We start from the raw sequence: 17,001 nt of genomic DNA, 5'->3' as shown, positions 1-17,001 counted from the left end.
TACGAGGACCGAATTAACGCTTCGAGTACTGCGGACGCTTACGCGCTTTACGCAGACCGACTTTCTTACGTTCAACTTCACGAGCATCGCGGGTTACGAAGCCGGCTTTGCGCAGCGCACCGCGCAGAGTCTCGTCGTAGTCCATCAGAGCGCGAGTGATACCGTGGCGGATTGCGCCAGCTTGACCACTTACACCACCACCGATGACAGTGACGTAGATATCGAATTTCTCGGTAGTCTCAGTCAGTTCCAGCGGTTGGCGAACTACCATGCGGGCAGTTTCGCGACCGAAGAACGTCTCCAGGGTGCGGTTGTTGATGGAGATGTTGCCAGTACCCGGACGCAGGAAAACGCGTGCGGTTGCAGTCTTGCGACGGCCAGTGCCGTAATTTTGAGTCGCCGACATAATGAACTATTCCGTTAAATCTTCAGTTCTTGGGGCTGCTGAGCAGTATGAGGGTGGACAGCGCCCGCATAGACTTTCAGCTTACGGTACATGTCGCGACCCAGCGGGTTCTTAGGCAGCATGCCTTTGACCGCGGTCTCGATCACGCGCTCAGGGGCCTTGGCGATCAGCTTTTCAAAGTTGATCGACTTGATGCCGCCCGGGAAACCGGAGTGGGAGTAGTACATTTTGTCGGTGGTTTTAGCACCGGTAACGCGTACTTGCTCGGCATTGATAACAACGATGTAGTCACCGGTGTCAACGTGCGGAGTGTATTCGACTTTGTGCTTGCCACGCAGGCGGCTCGCGATTTCGGTGGCCAGACGACCCAGGGTCTGACCAGCAGCGTCGACGATAAACCAGTCGCGCTTAACTGTTTCCGGTTTAGCAGTAAAAGTTTTCATTCTTTATAGCCTCAGGGGCCGCCTGTAAATAAGACGGCGGATCTTACTGAATAGTGCGTACTTTGACAAGGTCAAAGGCAGCCGGATACAGACGCTTTCGGGGGCTCGGGTCGGCGCGTCCGTTCAACGGCAAGATTCTTTGGCGGCGGCGCATCACTTCCACTGCATAAAGAGGTGCGTAATTATGCAGATTGCCAAAAAAATTTCAACCTGCTTTTATGGGTGTTTTCCCACAGGAGCCGCCAATGGAATACCGTCAGCTAGGTCAGACCGATCTGAATGTGAGCGCAATTTGCCTGGGAACCATGACCTGGGGCGAGCAAAACACCCAGGATCAAGCCTTTGCCCAGATCGAACGGGCGAAGGCCGCTGGCATCAATTTCCTCGACACCGCCGAGATGTACCCGGTGCCGCCCAAGGCTGAAACCTACGCCAGCACCGAGCGCATGATCGGTCACTGGTTCAAGCAGCGCGGCGACCGTGCCGACTGGATCCTGGCCAGCAAGATCGCCGGTCCCGGCAATGGCATCGGCTATATCCGCGACGGCCAGCTCAAGCATAACCGCCAGCATATCGTCGAAGCCCTGGATGCCAGCCTCAAGCGCCTGCAGACCGACTGGATCGACCTCTACCAGTTGCACTGGCCCGAGCGCAGCACCAACTACTTCGGCCAACTGGGCTACAAGCACAAGGCCGATGAAAGCTTCACCCCGATCGAGGACATCCTCGAAGCCCTCGACGAGCAGGTCAAGGCCGGCAAGATCCGCCATATCGGGCTGTCCAACGAAACCCCGTGGGGCACCATGAAATTCCTCCTTGAAGCCGAGCGCCGCGGCTGGCCACGGGCGGTGTCGATTCAGAACCCCTACAACCTGCTCAACCGCAGCTTCGAAGTCGGCCTGGCGGAAGTCGCCCTGCGCGAACAGTGCGGCCTGCTGGCCTACTCGCCGATGGCGTTCGGCTTCCTGTCGGGCAAGTATGAAGGCGGCGCGCGGCCGGACAAGGCGCGCCTGAGCCTGTACAGCCGCTTCAGCCGGTATTTCAACCCGCAATCGGAAGCAGCGTGCAGCCGTTATGTCGCCCTGGCCCGTGAGCACGGCCTGGACCCGGCGCAGATGGCCCTGGCGTTTGTGACCCAGCAACCGTTCGTCACCAGCAACATCATCGGGGCAACGACGCTGGAGCAGTTGGACAGCAACATTGCCAGCGCCAATCTGAAACTATCGGACGAAGTGCTGGCGGGCATCGAGGCGATCCACAAGGATCACCCGAACCCGGCGCCGTAACTGGCCTGCGGATCAGGCGGCGCCTGTTCCTACGTCTTCGCGGGCAAGCTCCGCTCCCACAGGTTTTCGGTCGTGCACAGATCTTGAGCACAACCCGGACTTTGTGGGAGCGGAGCTTGCCCGCGAAGAGGCCCTTAAGGCTATAACCACACTTCGCAAACCCACCCAAGACGTCAAAGCGACCGGGCAATGATCTCCTTCATGATCTCATTGGTCCCGGCATAGATGCGCTGCACCCGCGCATCCGCCCAGGCCCGGGCCACCGGGTATTCCCACATGAACCCATAGCCGCCATGCAGTTGCACGCATTCGTCGAGCACCTTGCATTGCAGGTCGGTGCCCCAGTACTTGGCCATCGCCGCCGTCGGTACATCGAGCTGGCCTTGCAGGTGCAACTCCAGGCAGCGGTCGACAAACACCCGGCCGATCTGGATCTCGGTGGCCATTTCCGCCAGCTTGAAGCGGGTGTTCTGGAAGTCACCAATGGCTTTGCCGAAAGCCTTGCGTTCGCGGGTGTATTCCAGCGTCCACTGCAACGCCGCCTCGGCCGATGCCAGGCCGCCTATCGCCACCGTCAGGCGTTCCTGGGGCAACTCCTGCATCAGATAGGCAAACCCCATCCCGGCCTGCCCGAGCAGATTCTCCCTGGGCACCCGCACATCCTGGAAAAATAGCTCGGAGGTGTCCTGGGCCTTCATGCCGACCTTTTCCAGGCGCTTGCCCTTGGCGAACCCCGGTGTATCGGCCTCGACCAGGAACAGGCTGGTACCCTTGGCCCCGGCTTGCGGATCGGTCTTGGCGACGACAATCACCAGGTCGGCGAGAAAGCCGTTGGTGATAAAGGTCTTCGAGCCATTGAGCACATACTCGTCGCCGTCCAGCAGCGCCGTGGTCTTCACCCCTTGCAGGTCGGAACCGGCTCCCGGTTCGGTCATCGCAATGGCCGTGACCATCTCGCCGGACACCAGCTTGGGCAGGTACTTGAGCTTCAGCGCCTCACTGCCGTAATGCAGGATATAAGGCGCGACAATGTCCGAGTGCAGGGAAAAACCGATGCCGCTCAAGCCCTGTCGGCTGATCTCCTCGATCACCACGGCACTGTAGAGAAAGTCCGCCGCCATGCCGCCATAAGCCTCCGGCAGATGGGAGCAGAGCATCCCCTGCGCGCCCGCCTTGTTCCACAGCTCGCGGTCGATATAGCCGCGTTTCTCCCACTGCGCATGGAAGGGCGCCGCCTCCTGCTCGAGAAACTTGCGCACGCTGCTGCGAAACAGCTCGTGCTCGGAACTGAACAGGGTTCTGGGAATCATCGGGGCTACCTGCAAGGACACTGAGGCCGGGATTGGCCTGTAGAGCCTATGCCAGTGTTTTGCCGGGTAACACTGGACACATGCGCCAAAAAATAAGACGATCCAGCCGTCTGTTGACCACTTTCCCCTATAAGAACTTTCCGCTAATAAGAACAATGGAATTATGGCTAATCCACTCTCCACGCCCTTGCGGCGCGTCAGCATCCTGGCTATCGACCGGGTATTCGCTTCCACTCTTATGCAAGCCAAGGATTTCTTCCACCTGGCCAGCCTGCGTTATGGCAAACAGCTCGGCCAAGGCCTCACCAAGGCCTTCGAAACCCGCCTGGTCAGTCCCGACGGCAAACCGGTATGCAGCTTCAGCGATGTGATCCTGCCGGTCGACGGCGGCCTGGAAAATGCTGATGTGATCATCCTGCCGGCGTTCTGGGACGACTTCGAAACCCTCTGTCGGCGTTACCCGCAAGTCATGCCCTGGCTGCGCGAACAGCATGCCCGCGGCGCCGTGCTCTGCGGCGAGGCCACCGGAGTGTTCTGGCTGGCCGAAGCTGGCCTGCTCGATGGCAAGGAAGCAACTACCTACTGGCGGTTCTTCAACGCCTTCAGCGAGCGCTACCCCAACGTCCAGTTGAACCAGGACAAGCACCTGACCGACGCCGACAATCTCTACTGCGCCGGTGGCACCACCTCGGCCTGCGACCTCTATATCTACCTGATCGAACGCTTCTGCGGGGCCAATGTCGCCCAGGCCGTGGCCCGCGATATCCTCTATGAGGTCCAGCGCAGCTACGCCCCGGGGCGTATCGGCTTCGGCGGACAGAAGCTGCACCAGGACGTGATCATCCTGCAGATCCAGCAGTGGCTCGAAGAGCATTTCGCCGACAAGTTCCGCTTCGAGGATGTCGCCCGGGAACACGGCATGAGCATTCGCAACTTCATGCGCCGCTTCCAGACCGCCACCGGCGACAAGCCATTGCACTACCTGCAGCGCCTGCGTATCGAGACCGCCAAGGGCCTGCTTTCGGGCACTCGCAAGAGCATCAAGACCATCAGCTACGAAGTCGGCTATGACGATGCCAGCTTCTTTGCGCGCCTGTTCCGCCAGCACACCGAGCTGTCCCCCAACCAGTATCGCCAGCAGTTCCAGCAAGCGGCATGAAGCCCGTGCGCCTGTTTCGACACTAGCGGAAACAGGCGCGCGACCTTGCATAATTAATTACCACAGCGCCCTGCCCTCACCTTCGTAGACTCGCTCCGGCAATCACTACCGATTGCCACTGACAAGGAGCGTCGTACATGCCTATTGGATTGGCTCAACAGCAGCCCTCATTATTCCCGACACCGACGGTAGACCCCAACCGCGCCTGGCGCGCCCGGTTCCCCAATCCGCCGGACCTGTGCTTCGACTATCGCCGACTGGTCGAGCAACCCGGCGGCGTCGCCCGCGCCACCGCCACGGGCCACCGGATCTGCATCATCGGCGCCGGCGTCACCGGTCTCAGCGCGGCGCGTGAGCTGCTGCGCTGCGGCTTCACTGACATCACCCTGCTCGAACAGTCCCGGCGGATCGGTGGCCGGCACCTGACCGTGATCGACAAAAGCCAACCCGCCACCACCGGTTCCACCCCCTTCGAAATGGGCGCGATGCGTCTGCCGTATTTCAATCGCGCCGATGAAACGCCGCTGCAGGGGCGCTCCGTGCTGGCGCACTACACCGAACAGTTCGACCTGCGCCTTTCCGACTTCGCCAACCCGGGCAGCGCCCAGGTCAGGAGCACCGGAATTTTCCTCCGTGAAGGCCTGCTGGAGGGCCAGGAAACCCCGCGAATGCTGATCTGGGACAACCGCGACGGCCAGACCCCGCCACCGGGAAAACTGCTGAAACAGGTCCACGACAAATGGCGCCTCTTCGCCGAACGCATGACTCGCCAGGTAGAGGCCCGCTACGCCAGCGAGGGCTGGGAAAGCCTCTGGTCGGCGATTGTCCGGCGCTATGAGAGCCTGTCGTTTCGCAACCTGGTCACGCTGCCCGCGATCAGTCACTGGCAAGCGGACGATCCGGGCGATTTCGGCGGCGTCGGCATGAGCGCCGAAGAGTCGGCGATCTTCTATGCCATCGGTATCGGCGACGGCAGTTGGGGCGCGTTCTATGACGCCTGCAGCCTGTACCCGATCCGCACCGCCATCTTTGGTTTCAGCAATCGCCTGCAATTGATGCACGGCCGCGTCGATGAGCGCGGCGATCCGCTGCCGTCGCCGCACCTGCAGGCGGGCACACTGCTCGACTGCAACGGCCTGGCCTTCGACGCCCCCCGCTACCTGGGCGTTGCCGCCCTCGACGAATGCCTGTTGTTCATGCCGGTCGAAGCGCGTGGCCTGTCCTTCTACGAGCATTGCCGACAGCGCGGTGCCGGGTTCGCCACCCAGGCCCAGGTCAACGGTCTGAGCAAACTGCCCAACCAGCGGATTCGCGTCGACTACGCCTGGCAATGGAACGATCCAGACCACCGCGAGCAGCGTAGCGAAGTCTTCGACTCGGTGATTCTCACCCTGCCGTCCTGGCTGATCGAAACCACCGTCGAGCTCAAGGGCTTCGACGAGCGAATGCTGCCGTTCCACATTCGCAGCGCCTACAAGACCGCCCACTGGGAAACCAGCTGCAAGGTCTTTGCACCGCTGAAAAAAAGCTTTTTCGACGAACCCCATGGCATCCCTCAGGCACTGGTCACCGACAGCCTGATCCATGACATGTACACCTACCGCTACAACGACAGCTACCCGTATGACTGCATCCTGCTGAGTTACACCTGGGAGGACGATGCGACCAAGCTCGCGCTGTTTTCCGATCAGGAACTGGTGGACAAGTGCGTCGGCGAGCTCGATCGAATATTGCTGCACGCGCGCAATATCAATCGGCGGATCTCGCCTTACATCGACACCCAAAACGCTGCCGTACATCGCTGGATGAGTGATCGCAATGCCCTCGGCGCCGCCAAGCTCTATCGCCCCGGCACCTATTACGAGGCCATCGATCTGATGAACTACAACCGCCACTATTCCGCGCATTCCGGGCTCTACCTGTGCGGCGAATCCTTTTCGGTCGACGCCGGCTGGACCGAGCCCTGCCTGCGGGGCGCCCTCGATGCCACCATCCATCTGTGCCAGCGCACCGGCGCGGCATTCAATGGCGGCTTCAGCCTGAAGCACTACCCCGAATACGGTGGCCGACCGATCGCCAACAACCCACCAATGGCGTTCAGTATTCCCAGGTCGGTCTAGGAAATAGCCGACTGGCTTACCGGAGGGCCACCGACATACACCACTCATTGAATGGCTTCTCATAGTCACATCAACTCATTCGAGTTGAATAACAACAATGAGAGCACCTCAAATGAACGAATCTCGCCCCGCCATCAGTCCCGTCCGCGTTGCCGTTGTGCAGTTCGATCCCCAAGCCGGCGTTGCCCACACCCCGTATAACCTGGACCGCGGCCTCGCGCTGGCGGGCCAGGCCGTGCGCGGCGGAGCCGATCTGATTGTGTTGCCGGAACTGGCCAATACCGGCTACAGCTTCCAGAACCGTCAGGAGGCTTTCGCCCATGCCGAAGCCGTACCAGCAGGACCCAGCGTGCAGGCATGGGTAAATTTCGCACAGGAACATCGGATTTACCTGGCGGCCGGTATCGCTGAATGTGACGGCGTGCAGTTGTTCGACACCGCCGTGCTGGTGGGCCCGGACGGTTTTATCGGCAAGTACCGCAAAGCGCACTTGTGGAACGAGGAGAAACTCTGGTTCACCCCGGGCAACCTGGGTTTTCCGGTCTTCGACACGCCCATCGGGCGGATCGGCCTGCTGATCTGCTGGGATATCTGGTTTCCCGAAGTACCGCGCCTGCTGAGCCAGCAGGGAGCGGATATCATCTGCAGCCTGAACAACTGGGTCTGGACCCCGCCACCGCTGTTCGATGAGACCGGCAAATGCATGGCCTCGTACCTGACCATCACCGCCGCCCACGTCAACAACGTGTTTATCGCCGCCGCCAATCGTGTCGGCAGCGATCGCGGCGAGCGCTTCCTCGGCTGCTCGCTGATCGCCGGAACCAACGGCTGGCCGCTTAGCGAGGTGGCCTCGCCCATCGACGAGGCCGTGCTGTTTGCCGATATCGATCTGGTCAGCGCCCGTAGCGCGCCGATCTGGAACAGCCTGAACGACCTGCCCAGGGACCGCCGGACCGACCTCTACGACGGCATGCTCGGCTATACCCAGCACCCTGGCCTGCCGCGCTGAAGGGGGCCAACATGAATAACACCCCCAACCAGGGCAGGCTCGCTTACCTGCCCGCCTGCCTGTTCACCCTGGGCCTGATCGTGCCCGGCCTGTTGCTTGCCTGGCTGACCCTGTTCGGCAATACCCTCGGCGGGGCCGGCTACCTGCATATGATGGAGAACCTGCCCGCTCCCAGTGCCTGGCTGCGTTGGGTGCTCGGTGATATCAGTGAAATGGCCTTCTACAAACATGAGCTGGCCTCGCTGGGCCTGCTGGCCGGTGCCGGCCTGGCCCATTGGGCTCATCGCCGGGGCAAGGCCTGGCAGGGCTTTGCCATTTGCTATGGCAGCGGCCTGTGGCCCTGGCTGATCGGCAGTGCGCTGCTGGGCCTGCTGTTGAGCAACCTGCTGTGGGGCTGGAGCGTGCCGCGTCATGGCTGGCAACCGACCTTCGCCGCCTTCGTCTCCGTTCCCGCCGCCACCGTGCTGCTGTTCGGCGCCGGCACGCGGATCGCCGTCAGCGGTGCGGTCATGGGCGCGCTGCTGGTCACGCCGCTGTGCCTGCTGTTGGTCAACTTTGTCTGCAACCCGTTGGACCTGCCGGCGGTCATCGGCAATGTGCTGGGAATGGCCATCGGCAGCGTAATCGCCTTCACCCTCTATCGACGCTGGCCAGCCCTGGTGAAACCCGAGCTGCCGCTGGCCACGACCTCGGCACCTGCGCCGAAAGCCGGCAAACATGGGCTGATCTGGGGCATGCGCCGGGTACTCGCCGATTTTTCCGAAGCGCCGTTCTTCGGTAACGAATGGGCGAGCCTGGGGCTGCTGTTGGGGGTATTGCTGGCCTACGGGCTCAACCCGGCCGGACCGGCTTATGGCTCGGACCTGCTGCTGCCGATACTCGCGGCCCAGGCCCTGGCGTCGGCCATCGGTGTAGTCGTCTGGCGAGGGCAATGGATTGCGCGAGGCTGGTACCCGACCTACATCCCGATTGTCTCGGTTGCCCCGGCCGCGGTGCTGATTCATGGTGGCGGTCCACTGGTGGTACTCGCCAGCGCCCTGCTCGGGGCCTTGCTCGCACCGCCGCTGGCCGTCGCTCTATCGCGGCGGGTCCCGGGGCATATGCACCCGTATATCGGCAATGTGCTGTCGATGGCCCTCAGCACGCTACTGATCGTGCCGCTGATCGGCTGGCTGACGCGGTCCTTGTAGGCGCCGGCTTGCCAGCGATGGCGTTCGGGCAGGCGATGCAAGACTTGCTGGCTCCATCGCCAGCAAGCCCCACAGGTGGGTGCCTCAACGCAGATGCTCGCAGCGTCCCCGGTCCGGGTAGGAGCTGGCTTGCCGGCGATGAGGCCGTCAAGCCTTGCGCCGCCCTGGACAACACCACCGAGCGCGCTTTCCCCTCCAGCCGGCGGTACTCTGGTGCGGCCGGCATCACCTCTTCCCGACCTTTATCAGCGAGAGTTCCATGTCCCTGCCTCAACTGTCCATCGCCGCCCTGGGCGGCACTGTCAGCATGCAAGCCGCCCACCCGGACCAAGGCGTGGTGCCCAGCGTCAACGGCCAGGCCCTGCTGGAGCAGGTGCCGCTACTGACGACCCTGGCCCGGATTCACGTCGAGACCTTGTGCCTGCAACCCAGCGCGTCGCTGGACTTCGACTTTCTGCTCGGTGTCCTCGACTGGGCCAAACGCCAAGTTGAACAAGGCGCCAGCGGCGTGGTGATCACCCAGGGCACCGACACCCTGGAGGAGACCGCGTTCTTTTTCGATCTGCTTTGGGATCGTGAAGAGCCGCTGGTACTGACCGGCGCCATGCGCTCGGCCGCCGAGATCAGTGCCGACGGCCCGGCGAACCTGCTGCACGCCGGCTTGGTCGGCCTGGCAAGCGCCAGCCGTGGGCGCGGCGTGCAGGTGGTCATCAACGGCCAGGTCCACGGCGCGAGCCGCGTGCGCAAGAGCGATGCCCTGGCCCTGGAAGCCTTCAGTTCAGCGATATTCGGCCCCACCGGTCTGATCATCGAAAATGCCGTGCGTTATCTGCACGCTCCCACCCCGAGAAAAATCTTGCCGTCACCGGTTCGCCGCGGACAGCGGATCGCCCTGCTCGAAGCGTCGCTGTCGGCCGATACGCTGCTGCTGGAGAGGCTGCTGGAGCTGGGCTACGACGGCCTGGTGATCGCCGGCTTCGGCGCCGGTCACGTCAGCGAAAGCTGGGCCAAGGCAATCACGTCGTTGGCGTTGAAGATCCCGGTGGTGATCGGCACACGTACCGGAGCCGGTTCAACAGCGAGCCACTCTTATGGCTTTGTCGGCAGCGAAATCGACCTGATCCAGCGCGGGGCGCAGATGGCGGGTTTTCTGTGTCCGCGTAAAGCGCGGATTCTGTTGTGGTTGCTGATCGGCTGCCAGCGAAGCGTTGAACTGCCCGATTATCTCCGCCATTTCAAATAGCCCCTGTTGAAGTCAAGGCCGCCAAAAGCTTCGTCGGAACGCCGCCCGGACCAAGCCCTGCGCCTACAGTACAGCGCCAAGCACAGATTTTGCGTTTGGCATAAACCTGTAGGAGCAGAGCTTGCTCGCGAAGAGGCCCTCAAGCCTTGCACCGTTTATGCGGGCGCCATCGCCAACAAGCCGGCGCCTACAATTGAGCCTGGCAGTGTTTTTCCTCAACGCCGCCCAAACTGCTGCCGGTACTCAAGCGGGGTCAGGTCGGTCAGTTCCTTGAACATCCGGCGCAGGTTCGAATCACTGCTGAACCCCAGGTCAGCGCTGATGGTATTGACCGCCGTGGACGTCAGCATCAGCCGCTCACTGACCTGGTTGAGCTTGATGCAGCGCGCATAAGCCGCCACGGCAATCCCCGTTTCCGCACTGACCCTGCGCGCCAACGTGCGTGGGGACAGCCCGAGCTGCTCCGCCAGCCGCTGCACGGTGATCTGCTCCGCCGGCGATTGTTCAACACAGCGATGCAACTGACGCAACAGCGAACTGGACTGCTCGATCAGGCTCATGGCCGCAAAGGCCGGGTGAGACTGGACCGGGCGCGCCAGCACCATCAGCTTCGCCAGGTCGTGAAACATATCCTGGCCAACAGCCCGTTCAATCAACGCCTGGGCAATCGGCAGATAACCATTGACCCCGGACGCAGTCGCGGTCGACGGGTTGATCACCCAGTGACGCTGGCTCTGCCAGTTCACCTTGGGATAACGCTGGGCCATGGTCCCCGCCAGCCACCAGGTCACCGTGGCCGCCTGCCCCTCCAGCCGCCCGCTTGCGGCGATCAGGCAGACACCAGTGCAGTAACTCCACAACTGCAGCTGTGTCGAACAAGCCGCCAGGGCCGCCACCAAGGCCTTGTTATCACTCACGGCCTTCTCGACCTGCCGCGACGACTCGGCCCAGAAGCCAGCAATCAGCAGCGCATCGACGTTGGCCTCCGACAAAGCCTTGGACACCTGCAACGACAGCCCCTGGGCACACGCCACCGCGCCGACCTGCTGGGCGACGAACAGCGTTTCGAAAAGCGTTTCTCCCGAACGACGGTTAGCGGCATGCAGCAAATCGGCAAAGGCCAGCAGCCCCGCTGGCAGACACCCCGGGTAAAGCAGCAAACCGATTCGAAGGGGACGGCGCATGGCAGAAACAGAATCCATTATGTCCAATCCTGCCATTCTGCGTGACCGCCCGGTCGAACACAATGCAAGCTCTTCTCAGAGGTATGAGCATGCACATCCATCAGCTACGCAATGCGACGATTATCCTGGAGTTCGGCCGCCATCGTATTTTGCTCGACCCGATGCTGGCGCGAAAACTTTCCTTGCCGCCCCTGCGGGTATTCAGCGCCCGGCAGCGCAACCCGCTGGTCGACTTGCCGGCATCGGCAACGGCAGCGCTCGAGTCGGTGACCCACTGTCTGATCACCCACTGCCAGAAAGGTCACTTCGATCACCTGGATCGCGCCGCGAAGAAATGGCTGCGCGACACCGGCACGCCAGTGATCTGCACGCCCCACGACGCGGCCTATCTGGCCAGCCATGATTTGAATGTGCAGCCGTTGCCCAGTGATCATGAACAACCCAGCCCTTTCCTCGGCGGTCGGATTCGCACGGTGCGCTGCACCCACGGGCAAGGGCTGGTGGGCAAGCTGATGGAACATGGGGTGGGTTATCTGATTGAAATGCCGGGCGAGCCCAGCCTCTACCTGAGTGGCGATACCTTGCTCACGCCGACCGTCAAGGCGTTCGTCACCAAGCATCAACCACAGCTATCGGTCGTACCGGCGGGCGGCGCGCGCTTCGATCTGGGCGGAGACATCATCATGGGCGTTGAAGAGGTGGTCGAGTTCACCCGGCTGTCAGCGGGCCTGGTGATCGCCAATCACCTTGAAGCCCTCAGTCACTGCCCGGTGACACGCCGCTCGCTGGCCGACGCGGCGCAGTTGGCCGGCGTCGAAGCGCGTCTGCTGATCCCCAAGGACGGAGACATCCTGACCTTCCCCGCCCCCGTGCAGCCCTGAGCAGCGCGCGGCTCAAGGGCCGCGCGGCTATCACGGTTAAGGCTTGTGCGCCCGCGACAGGAACTCGTGGGACTGCATTTCCAGCAAGCGGCTCAAGGTGCGCTGGAACTCGAAGTTCAAACGCCCACCGGTATAGAGGTCCTTGAGTTCCACTTGCGCGGAGATAATCAGCTTGACGTTGCGGTCGTAGAACTCGTCGACCATGTTGATAAAGCGCCGGGCGATGTCGTCGGTGGTGACACTCATCTGCTCGACGCCGCTGAGCAACACGGCATGGAAGATCTTGCCCAGTTCGATGTAGTCGTTCTGGCTACGCGGTCCGTCACACAGCTCGCGGAAGTCGAACCAGGCCACGTCATCGCAGGTGCGGATCGCACGAATCTCGCGATTCTCGATCATCAGCACGTCGTTCTCGATGGCCTGGGTGCACTCCGGCGTCAACGCCCGGAAGCTCTTGCGCAGGCTCTCGTGCGCCGCTTCGTCCAGCGGATAGTGGAACAGCTCGGCCTGCTCCAGGTGACGCAGGCGATAGTCGACACCGCTGTCGACGTTGACGATCTCGGTGTTCTGCTTGATCAGGGCGATGGCCGGCAGGAAGCGCGCACGCTGTAGGCCGTCCTTGTACAGACCGTCCGGCACGATGTTCGAGGTGGCCACCAGGGTCACGCCGTTCTTGAACAACTCTTCCATCAAGGTGCCGAGAATCATCGCGTCGGTGATATCGGAGACAAAGAATTCGTCGAAACAGATCACCCGGGTTTCAGCGGCAAACCGCTTGGCGATCAGGGTCAGCGGGTTTTTTTCACCGGTCAGGGTCTTCATTTCCTCGTGCACCCGCTTCATGAAGCGGTGGAAGTGCGTGCGGGTCTTTTCCTTGAACGGCAGCGCTTCGAAGAAGGTGTCCACCAGGTAGGTCTTGCCGCGACCTACGCCCCCCCAGAAATACAGGCCCTTGACCGGCGCCTGGTCTTTCTTGCCGAACAGTTTGCCGAGCAGGCCCGGCTTGTTCTGCGAAGCCGCGATCAAGTCGTCGTACAGGCGCTGCAAATGGCGCACTGCCGTTTCCTGGGCCGCGTCGTGAAAGAACTCGGGGCGTTTCAGATCAGCTTGATATCGTTCTAGGGGCGTCATAATTTCGTTAGCAAGGTAACAAAAACGGGCCGTCACTTTAGCGACGGCCCGTGGGAATGGCAATCAACCCTTGGTCGGGGAAGGCCTCGAATCAGTCCTGCGCCGGCGTCAAAGCGACCCGCAACGCCTCAATGGCCGCGTCACACGACGCTTCGTCGGCGAACTCGGCGCTATCGGCCACGCACTCGCCTTCCAGCCAGACGCTGAAACGCCCGGCCTCGCCGCGAATGTCCAGGGCCTGGCCGGACTGCAATTGCTTGGTCACCGCGCCGGCACTCTTGCCATCGGCAAAGTGCCGCGACAGCAGCAGTTGTTCGCCGTCGGCGGCCAGCAGGCGGAAGCGGAAACTGCCGTCGTCCTCACGGAAGCTGACAAAGCGCGCGGCCTTGGCGGCTTTCTTCTTGCTGCTCGCAGCCACCTGGGCCTGCTTGACGAAGGAGCGCAGGCCCACCGCCTCGCGCAGTTCGCCGAGGAACGGGGTGGCCACGCTGCGGGCCTTCTTCGCCCCGGCCTGGAGGATATCTTCCAGGTCCGCCGGACGGGTGATCAGTTCGTAATAACGCTCGCGGGCCTCGCCCAGGTCATTGTCGAGCAGGGTGAACAAGCGGTTCTTGGCTTCGCCCCAACCCAACCCGCCCAGCAGCTCGCCACGGAATTCGGCGGCCTGCGCCGGCGTGGAAAACGCCTGGAACAGGGTGAACAGGTGCGAGTTGTCCGGATCCTTGGCTTCGCCTGGCGCGCGGGAGTCGGTGACGATGCGCGAGATCGCCTCCTTCATGTCCTTGGCGCTGCTGAACAACGGGATGGTGTTGTCATAGCTCTTGGACATTTTCCGCCCATCGAGGCCCGGCAGCGTGGCGACGCTTTCCTCGATCAGCGCTTCGGGCATGACGAAGAATTCCTTGCCCTGGCCGAACAGGTGGTTGAAGCGCTGGCCGATATCCCGGGCCATTTCCACGTGCTGGATCTGGTCGCGACCGACCGGCACCTGGTGGGCGTTGAACATCAGGATATCCGCGGCCATCAGCACCGGGTAGCTGTACAGGCCCATGGTGATCCCGGCATCCGGGTCTTCGCCGCCTTCGACGTTCTTGTCCACCGAGGCCTTGTAGGCATGCGCACGGTTGAGCAGGCCCTTGGCCGCGACGCAGGTCAGCAGCCAGGTCAGCTCGGGGATTTCCGGAATATCCGACTGGCGATAAAAGGTCACGCGGTCCACATCCAGGCCACCGGCCAACCAGGTCGCGGCGATTTCCAGGCGCGAGCGCTGGATGCGCAGCGGGTCATCGCACTTGATCAGGGCGTGATAGTCGGCCAGGAAATAGAACGAATCGGCGTTGCTGGCACGGCTGGCGAGGATCGCCGGACGGATCGCGCCGGCGTAGTTGCCCAGGTGCGGCGTGCCCGTGGTGGTGATACCGGTAAGGATGCGCGTACGTGTGGTCATGGATGATCGCTTGTTCAATTCGAGAGGCGCGGCAGGATCAGATCCTTGAGATCGGTCAGCTTGCCGTGAAAAAAGTGTCCGCATTCTGCCACTTTCAGCAGCTCATGGGGACGTTCGAGCGCGGCGGACCAATCATAGACAAGCTGCGGATCGATCACTTCGTCGGTTTCCGGCTGGATCAGGGTCAGCGGGCAATGTTCCGGCAGGCGGTCGACCGCTTGCAAGCGCATGACCGCCGCCGCCACCAGAAACAGGTGCTGCAAGGTCTGGCCCTGGGCTTCCAGGCGACCGCCAAGGCTCGCCGCGACGAAACCGCCGAAGGAAAAACCGAACAGGGTCAGGGGCAAGTCCGGGTGTTGTGCGCGCAGCCATTGCGCGGCGGCCTGGGCATCATCGACTTCACCGTGGCCCATGTCGTGGCTGCCGGCGCTGGCGCCGACACCGCGATAGTTGAAGCGCAGGGTGATCAGGCCGGCATCGCGGGCGGTGCGCTGCAGGGTCGAGACGACCTTGTTGAGCATGGTCCCACCCTGCACCGGGTTGGGATGGCAGATCAGCGCCAGGCCACGCGCTTCGGGCATGTCCAGGTACAAGGCTTCCAGTTGGCCGACAGGGCCATCGATCATTACAGGGGTTTCACGCATCAGCAAGGAAGGAACTCCGTGACCTCTCAAGGGGTCGACTCGTCTAGCTTAAAGTCTGTGCCTGACATGACTGCGACCTTAAGATCGCGGTATACAGCGCAGGTCCGAGCCGTTAACGTAAAGCAAAGCCGTTTATAGAGGAAGGACTCGTGGAACACTCGCTCTTAGTTTGGTTGTTGCCGACTCTTGCCCTGGTTGCCGGTGTCGCCATTGGTTTCCTGGTCGCCCGTCTGGTACCGAGTGCCGCCCCGAGCAGCACGCAGCGCCAGTTGGACGATATCCAGGAACGTTTCGACAGTTATCAGAACGAAGTGGTCACCCACTTCAACAGCACCGCGAACCTGGTGAAAAAGCTCACCCAGAGCTACCAGGAAGTGCAAGACCATCTCGCCGAGGGCGCCAACCGCCTGGCCCTCGACGAACTGACTCGCCAACGCCTGCTCGCCGCCCTGCACGCCGATGCGGTACCGGGTCCACGGGAACGCCTGACGCCACCGCGCAGCCAGGAGCCGCCGCGCGACTACGCGCCCAAGGCGCCGAATGCGCCCGGCATGCTGGATGAGCACTACGGCCTGAAAAAATAAGCCGGTTGCCAGCGCAATTAAAAAGCCCGCCCGATCAGTGATCGGGCGGGCTTTTTTACGCCTGGGGTTCAGTCAGGCGATCAAGGGTACTGCTGCACCGGCTGGCCATACTGCTGGCCCTGCTGGTATTGCGGTTGGCCTTGCTGCTGATACTGGGGTTGGCCCTGCTGCTGATACTGCGTCTGGCCTTGCTGTTGCCCCTGCGGCTGGCCGTACTGCTGGCCGGGAATCGCCTTCAGGTTGACCTCCACCCGACGGTTCTGCGCCCGACCGTTGACGTCGGCGTTGCTGGCCACCGGATTGTCCGGGCCGGCACCGCGAGCCGAGAGGTTGGCGCCGCTGACACCCTGGGAGGTCAGGTAGTTGGCAACGCTCTGAGCGCGGCGCTGGGACAGGTCCATGTTCAACTGGCGGCTGCCGGTGCCGTCGGTGTAGCCGACGATTTCGATCTGGTTCTGGCTGAACTCCTTCAGCGAGTTGGCCAGGTTGTTCAGCGGCTGATAGAAGCTGCTGGCGATCGCATCGGAGTTGGTTGCGAAGGTAATGCTACCGGGCATGATCAACTTGATCTGATCACCCTGGCGCTGCACCTGGACACCCGTGTTGGCCATGCTCTCGCGCAGTTTCTTTTCCTGCTGGTCGGCGTAGTAGCCGTAACCGGCACCGGCCAGGCCGGCCAGGGCGCCACCGATCAGCGCGCCCTTGCCATGGTTCTTGTGGTCGATCAGCGCACCGGCCGCGGCCCCGGCCAGCACGCCGATACCGCCGTACTTGGCGGTGTTGCTCATGCCCCCCGAACCTTGTTGCTGCTGTGCCTGTCCTTGGTTGTCATACGGGTTGGGGTTCTGCGATGCACAGCCGGACACGAGGGCGACGGCGGTAGCGACAATAATCAAGCGACGCGAGGTGAACATGAATCAAGCTCCTACTCATTGAAGGTGCAACAGTCGTTGACAATAGACTC

Annotated in this window: 16 protein-coding genes; 8 read left to right on the top strand and 8 right to left on the bottom strand. The window is 62.1% G+C overall.

Annotated features, from left to right (window positions below; all coding sequences use genetic code 11):
• Positions 1 to 13: 13 nt before the first annotated feature.
• Both rpsI and rplM read right to left on the bottom strand, forming a co-directional pair.
• A complete protein-coding gene (gene rpsI, locus AC07T0_RS07860; RefSeq protein ID WP_495000628.1) occupies positions 14 to 406 on the bottom strand; it encodes a 30S ribosomal protein S9 in 393 nt (130 codons plus the stop codon).
• A 14-nt stretch (positions 407 to 420) separates the two neighbouring features.
• Positions 421 to 849 carry a 50S ribosomal protein L13 gene (gene rplM, locus AC07T0_RS07855; RefSeq protein ID WP_191486125.1) on the bottom strand — a complete coding sequence of 143 codons (429 nt, stop codon included), beginning with the start codon at positions 847 to 849 and terminating at the stop codon, positions 421 to 423.
• 245 nt (positions 850 to 1,094) lie between these two features.
• On the opposite strand from rplM, the gene AC07T0_RS07850 reads away from it, so the two are divergent.
• Complete coding sequence (locus AC07T0_RS07850; protein WP_495000627.1) at positions 1,095 to 2,135, top strand: NADP(H)-dependent aldo-keto reductase; 1,041 nt, start codon at positions 1,095 to 1,097, stop codon at positions 2,133 to 2,135.
• A gap of 173 nt (positions 2,136 to 2,308) precedes the next feature.
• Here the strand turns inward: AC07T0_RS07850 and AC07T0_RS07845 are convergent, their stop codons facing one another.
• A complete protein-coding gene (locus AC07T0_RS07845) occupies positions 2,309 to 3,445 on the bottom strand; it encodes an acyl-CoA dehydrogenase family protein (protein ID WP_495000626.1) in 1,137 nt (378 codons plus the stop codon).
• A gap of 262 nt (positions 3,446 to 3,707) precedes the next feature.
• Here AC07T0_RS07845 and AC07T0_RS07840 point away from each other — a divergent pair, with 262 nt between their 5' ends.
• From AC07T0_RS07840 to AC07T0_RS07820, 5 genes are all read left to right on the top strand, one after another.
• Positions 3,708 to 4,604, top strand: coding sequence for a GlxA family transcriptional regulator (locus tag AC07T0_RS07840; protein WP_495000788.1), 897 nt, complete (start codon positions 3,708 to 3,710; stop codon positions 4,602 to 4,604).
• Positions 4,605 to 4,741: 137 nt separating this feature from the next.
• Positions 4,742 to 6,724 (top strand): flavin monoamine oxidase family protein, encoded by a 1,983-nt coding sequence (locus AC07T0_RS07835; RefSeq protein ID WP_495000625.1) that lies wholly within the window; start codon positions 4,742 to 4,744, stop codon positions 6,722 to 6,724.
• 112 nt (positions 6,725 to 6,836) lie between these two features.
• On the top strand, positions 6,837 to 7,733 hold the full coding sequence (locus AC07T0_RS07830; RefSeq protein WP_495000624.1) for a nitrilase family protein: 897 nt from the start codon (positions 6,837 to 6,839) through the stop codon (positions 7,731 to 7,733).
• An 11-nt stretch (positions 7,734 to 7,744) separates the two neighbouring features.
• On the top strand, positions 7,745 to 8,923 hold the full coding sequence (locus AC07T0_RS07825; protein ID WP_495000623.1) for a hypothetical protein: 1,179 nt from the start codon (positions 7,745 to 7,747) through the stop codon (positions 8,921 to 8,923).
• A gap of 259 nt (positions 8,924 to 9,182) precedes the next feature.
• Complete coding sequence (locus AC07T0_RS07820; protein ID WP_495000622.1) at positions 9,183 to 10,166, top strand: asparaginase; 984 nt, start codon at positions 9,183 to 9,185, stop codon at positions 10,164 to 10,166.
• Positions 10,167 to 10,381: 215 nt separating this feature from the next.
• Here AC07T0_RS07820 and AC07T0_RS07815 read toward each other — a convergent pair whose 3' ends face one another.
• Positions 10,382 to 11,368, bottom strand: coding sequence for a GlxA family transcriptional regulator (locus AC07T0_RS07815; RefSeq protein ID WP_495000621.1), 987 nt, complete (start codon positions 11,366 to 11,368; stop codon positions 10,382 to 10,384).
• 71 nt (positions 11,369 to 11,439) lie between these two features.
• Between AC07T0_RS07815 and AC07T0_RS07810 the strand changes: the two genes are divergently transcribed.
• On the top strand, positions 11,440 to 12,231 hold the full coding sequence (locus tag AC07T0_RS07810) for an MBL fold metallo-hydrolase (RefSeq protein WP_495000620.1): 792 nt from the start codon (positions 11,440 to 11,442) through the stop codon (positions 12,229 to 12,231).
• Between the two features lie 36 nt (positions 12,232 to 12,267).
• Here the strand turns inward: AC07T0_RS07810 and zapE are convergent, their stop codons facing one another.
• The 3 genes from zapE to AC07T0_RS07795 all read right to left on the bottom strand — a co-directional run bounded on the left by zapE (position 12,268) and on the right by AC07T0_RS07795 (position 15,453).
• Positions 12,268 to 13,362 carry a cell division protein ZapE gene (gene zapE, locus AC07T0_RS07805; RefSeq protein ID WP_495000619.1) on the bottom strand — a complete coding sequence of 365 codons (1,095 nt, stop codon included), beginning with the start codon at positions 13,360 to 13,362 and terminating at the stop codon, positions 12,268 to 12,270.
• 91 nt (positions 13,363 to 13,453) lie between these two features.
• A complete protein-coding gene (locus tag AC07T0_RS07800; protein ID WP_495000618.1) occupies positions 13,454 to 14,809 on the bottom strand; it encodes a tryptophan--tRNA ligase in 1,356 nt (451 codons plus the stop codon).
• 14 nt (positions 14,810 to 14,823) lie between these two features.
• Complete coding sequence (locus AC07T0_RS07795) at positions 14,824 to 15,453, bottom strand: alpha/beta hydrolase (RefSeq protein WP_495000617.1); 630 nt, start codon at positions 15,451 to 15,453, stop codon at positions 14,824 to 14,826.
• Between the two features lie 149 nt (positions 15,454 to 15,602).
• Here AC07T0_RS07795 and AC07T0_RS07790 point away from each other — a divergent pair, with 149 nt between their 5' ends.
• Entirely contained in the window at positions 15,603 to 16,037 is a 435-nt protein-coding gene (locus tag AC07T0_RS07790; protein WP_248798878.1) for a Z-ring associated ZapG family protein, read from the top strand.
• An 80-nt stretch (positions 16,038 to 16,117) separates the two neighbouring features.
• Here the strand turns inward: AC07T0_RS07790 and AC07T0_RS07785 are convergent, their stop codons facing one another.
• Positions 16,118 to 16,951, bottom strand: coding sequence for a YiaD family glycine zipper/OmpA-like lipoprotein (locus AC07T0_RS07785; protein WP_495000616.1), 834 nt, complete (start codon positions 16,949 to 16,951; stop codon positions 16,118 to 16,120).
• Positions 16,952 to 17,001 lie beyond the last annotated feature (50 nt).

Source organism: Pseudomonas sp. GW821-FHT04D07 (assembly GCF_059420225.1).
Note: the sequence above shows the minus strand (reverse complement) of the source record. Positions and strands in the feature narration are given on the sequence as shown.

Bases quoted from the DNA above. Each gene is read 5' to 3' on its own strand.
- AC07T0_RS07795 (WP_495000617.1), bottom strand. From the start codon at position 15,453: ATGCGTGAAACCCCTGTAATGATCGATGGCCCTGTCGGCCAACTGGAA.
- AC07T0_RS07785 (WP_495000616.1), bottom strand. From the start codon at position 16,951: ATGTTCACCTCGCGTCGCTTGATTATTGTCGCTACCGCCGTCGCCCTC.
- AC07T0_RS07815 (WP_495000621.1), bottom strand. From the start codon at position 11,368: ATGGATTCTGTTTCTGCCATGCGCCGTCCCCTTCGAATCGGTTTGCTG.
- AC07T0_RS07830 (WP_495000624.1), top strand. From the start codon at position 6,837: ATGAACGAATCTCGCCCCGCCATCAGTCCCGTCCGCGTTGCCGTTGTG.
- AC07T0_RS07800 (WP_495000618.1), bottom strand. From the start codon at position 14,809: ATGACCACACGTACGCGCATCCTTACCGGTATCACCACCACGGGCACG.
- AC07T0_RS07845 (WP_495000626.1), bottom strand. From the start codon at position 3,445: ATGATTCCCAGAACCCTGTTCAGTTCCGAGCACGAGCTGTTTCGCAGC.
- rpsI (WP_495000628.1), bottom strand. From the start codon at position 406: ATGTCGGCGACTCAAAATTACGGCACTGGCCGTCGCAAGACTGCAACC.
- AC07T0_RS07850 (WP_495000627.1), top strand. From the start codon at position 1,095: ATGGAATACCGTCAGCTAGGTCAGACCGATCTGAATGTGAGCGCAATT.
- AC07T0_RS07825 (WP_495000623.1), top strand. From the start codon at position 7,745: ATGAATAACACCCCCAACCAGGGCAGGCTCGCTTACCTGCCCGCCTGC.
- AC07T0_RS07835 (WP_495000625.1), top strand. From the start codon at position 4,742: ATGCCTATTGGATTGGCTCAACAGCAGCCCTCATTATTCCCGACACCG.
- zapE (WP_495000619.1), bottom strand. From the start codon at position 13,362: ATGACGCCCCTAGAACGATATCAAGCTGATCTGAAACGCCCCGAGTTC.
- rplM (WP_191486125.1), bottom strand. From the start codon at position 849: ATGAAAACTTTTACTGCTAAACCGGAAACAGTTAAGCGCGACTGGTTT.
- AC07T0_RS07820 (WP_495000622.1), top strand. From the start codon at position 9,183: ATGTCCCTGCCTCAACTGTCCATCGCCGCCCTGGGCGGCACTGTCAGC.
- AC07T0_RS07810 (WP_495000620.1), top strand. From the start codon at position 11,440: ATGCACATCCATCAGCTACGCAATGCGACGATTATCCTGGAGTTCGGC.